Consider the following 3,314-nt stretch of genomic DNA (forward strand, 5'->3'; position numbering starts at 1 on the left):
CCATAGCCGACTAGGACTTCGACACCAATAATCTCAAAGAAGTTATCCAAGTGCCTCGCTAAGGAACCCCCACCACTAATGACTTGCTTGATTTCTCCCCCAGTGGCTTCCCGGACTTTTTGATAAACTAGTTTATTGGCTAATTGATGAACCGGCCATAAATAGGAAGCTTGCACTGTGGCCAATAGTTTTTGGATTGGTGAAGGATTTAAATTATCTAAGGTCAACCCCTGAGCAAGCCGTCGTGCCTCGATGTAGCGTTGACTGATCCCTAGCAGGTTTTGGACTAATTTCTGCTTACCTTGGGGTTGCTCACGAAACTGCTTTTGCACCCCCTCATAAATCGATTCCCACAGTCGGGGTACTCCGACCATAAAGTTAGGTTTGAAGGTTTTAAGGTCTTTTTTGACATGGCGCAGGTTGGTGTAAATCTGGGTGGAACCCTGAGATAATAGAAAATACTCCGCTGAGCGTTCGTAGGCGTGCCAGGTAGGCAGGATAGAAAGAACGCGATCGCCTTTTTGGATTTCTATTACTGCACCAAGGGTGTTGACCTGATGCAGGAGATTACCATGGCTCAGCATCACCCCTTTGGGTTTGCCTGTGGTACCAGACGTATACAGCAGAGTTGCCAAGGTTTCCCGGTTATGGTTAGCTTTGGTCAGAGACCGAGATGCCCCGGCTTCCATGAGTTGAGTATAGTTAACAATTTGTCGGGATGATCCGGTCGATACTGGTTGTTCTTCAGAAAGGAGAATCACTAATTCAATGGGTAGCCCATCCAAGCGATCGCCTAATTTTTCCAAAGTTTTGAGGTTTTCTAGCACCACAGCAGTGCTACCGCTATCTTCGAGAATATAAAGCAATTCCTGCCGTTCTGCTTGACCTGAGCGCACCACATTTACTGCTCCTGCACTCATGATACCCTGATCGGCAACTAGCCATCGAGGAGAGTTATCAGCAAATAACGCAATTCGGGTAGGAATACCCTTCTCATCGAGTGTTGGCTGGAAGCCTAGGGATTGTAATCCAGCCGCAAATTGCTCGATTTGCTCCTGCAACTGGGTATAGGTCAGGGTCGAAGCTGGAGCACCATGAGCTCCCACAGCGTGAGGGTCTTGCAGAGCAATGATTGACCCAAAGCGTTGGGCAGCAAGGGGCCAGATTTCTGGTATCGACTCTAGTGAAGAGTAATCAGCAACACGCTTGAGGTAAACTCTCTCTTGTTGTCTGAGGCGTTCTGCATACTGGTTTTTCGACATTCATCAACTCCCTGATTGCTTCGGTAGCTCTTTCTACCATACTCTTCTGCTTAGAGGTGATTGGCAGTGTTGAGTGGACACTATAGTTTCTGTCTTAGATGAAGTCTGGTTAATCACTCGTAGAATAGTCCACACTCACCAGAGTTAGCCGAGTCACCATAGTCACCAGAGTCACCCCATGAGCTAATCACCTGATTACCCCAGCATCCTATGCCCTAAGCATGAGCGATCGCGTGGTAATCTCAGTAAAAATTCATGGTGTACTACTCTAAAAATTCATCTGGCATGAGTTTAATAGCATCTAAGGGTGAGGCAAGGTATTCTACCGTTGCTTGCCTGAAGACAAATTGGATTAAAAGCCTGCAACAGCAAGTTAATTCCAAATCCCACTTATAGCTTCCCTTTAGCCTAAACCAATAATAAATAGCGGCTAGACATAGGGGAAGCCTTCTCGAAGATGACAAAGTCTGCGCTTCGCTGACTAGATGATCAAAATAATCAACGGGGTTTTGAACCGGGATTTGGTATCAGACGATACATGAATTTTGTAGCATTAAAGCTCAACTGAGGAACTATACTGGTTCAAAATTAGTTTTCAATTTCCACCCTACTATCAATAGCATTACCATCTTTGCCAAGTAAAGGATTCAGATGACCTATCTCGAAACAACTGCTGAATTTTATTCTGAAGTCGCTCAAACACCCCAAGTTGGTTTGTGTTGTGTCCAAAGTAGCCCCTTACAACTGCCAGGACTGAAAATTCCTCCACTGATGGCGGAGATGAATTATGGCTGCGGTACTACGGTACATCCCACAGAACTCAGCAATCAGCCAACTGTCCTCTATGTCGGTGTTGGTGGTGGCTTGGAGGCGTTACAGTTTGCTTATTTTTCCCAACGTCCAGGGGGGGTGATTGCTGTTGAGCCAGTTCAGGCAATGCGGGAGGCGGCTACCCGTAACCTGAAAATTGCTGCTCAAGACAATGCCTGGTTTGACCAGAGTTTTGTGGAAATTCGGGAAGGGGATGCCTTTGCCCTACCGATGCCAGATGATTCTGTAGATGTGGTTGCTCAGAATTGCCTATTCAACATCTTTGAACCGGCTGACCTGATGAAGGCACTCAAAGAAGCCTATCGAGTGTTAAAACCAGGTGGACGACTGTTAATGAGTGACCCCATTGCAACTCGTCCGATTCCACCCCATCTACAGGAAGATGAGCGGCTACGAGCTATGTGTCTGTCTGGTGCGCTCACTTATCAATCCTATGTTCAGCACCTGGTCAGGTCAGGTTTTGGTCAAGTAGAAATTCGAGCAAAGCGTCCCTATCGGCTTCTGGATTGCCAAAACTACAACCTAGAAGAACCCCTGCTGCTGGAAAGTCTGGATTCTGTTTCTTTCAAAGTTGTGATCCCAGAGGATGGACCATGTATTTTTACTGGCAAGACAGCAATTTACATGGGCGCGGAAGAGTTTTTTGATGACAATGCGGGACACATCCTCTCCCGTGGTGTGCCAGCCGCTGTTTGTGATAAAACAGCCGCGAAATTAGGAAAGGTGAATCCAGAAGAAATCTTAGTCACTGATTCAACTTGGCACTATGTTGGTGGTGGTTGTTGTTAAAGGTGAAGTATGAAGTATGAAGTATGAAGTATGAAGTATGAAGTATGAATGCTGTTCATCTTTGGCATCTGAAGTAGAGTAGGCTGAAGAATAAAAACCATGGATTTGTTTATCAACCAATCCATGGTCTAATTAAAGATTAGTAAATTACAAATCCTACTTTAGAAGTAATACTTCAGAAGTCATCCTTCAAAATTAATACTTCTAGCAATTACAAGTCAATAAAACTTATGATTAAAACAGACGTTTCAGCTGTTACACCGTTCCACAAAAAACTGCAATCTCCCTTAAGTAAACACCCAATAACGGTTTTACAAATTAATCTGGGGAAGCGTTGTAATCTAGCTTGTACTCACTGCCATGTGGAAGCTGGTCCTAAACGAACTGAAGAACTTTCTCCAGAAATTTGTGACCAGCTTATTAAGCTGATTC

Annotated in this window: 2 protein-coding genes and 1 pseudogene; 2 read left to right on the top strand and 1 reads right to left on the bottom strand. The window is 45.0% G+C overall.

Annotated elements, in window-relative coordinates; genetic code table 11:
* The coding region (locus tag F6K57_RS40585; protein WP_293074613.1) for an AMP-binding protein at positions 1-1,262 on the bottom strand (1,262 nt) is incomplete at its 3' end.
* Between the two features lie 651 nt (positions 1,263-1,913).
* Here F6K57_RS40585 and arsM point away from each other — a divergent pair.
* A complete protein-coding gene (gene arsM, locus F6K57_RS40590) occupies positions 1,914-2,882 on the top strand; it encodes an arsenosugar biosynthesis arsenite methyltransferase ArsM (protein WP_293074616.1) in 969 nt (322 codons plus the stop codon).
* A 230-nt stretch (positions 2,883-3,112) separates the two neighbouring features.
* Positions 3,113-3,314: pseudogene (locus tag F6K57_RS40595) on the top strand (DUF3641 domain-containing protein); the annotation flags it as partial.

The organism is Moorena sp. SIO4A5, from assembly GCF_010672005.1.
In the GTDB taxonomy this organism is placed as follows: Bacteria; Cyanobacteriota; Cyanobacteriia; order Cyanobacteriales; family Coleofasciculaceae; genus Moorena.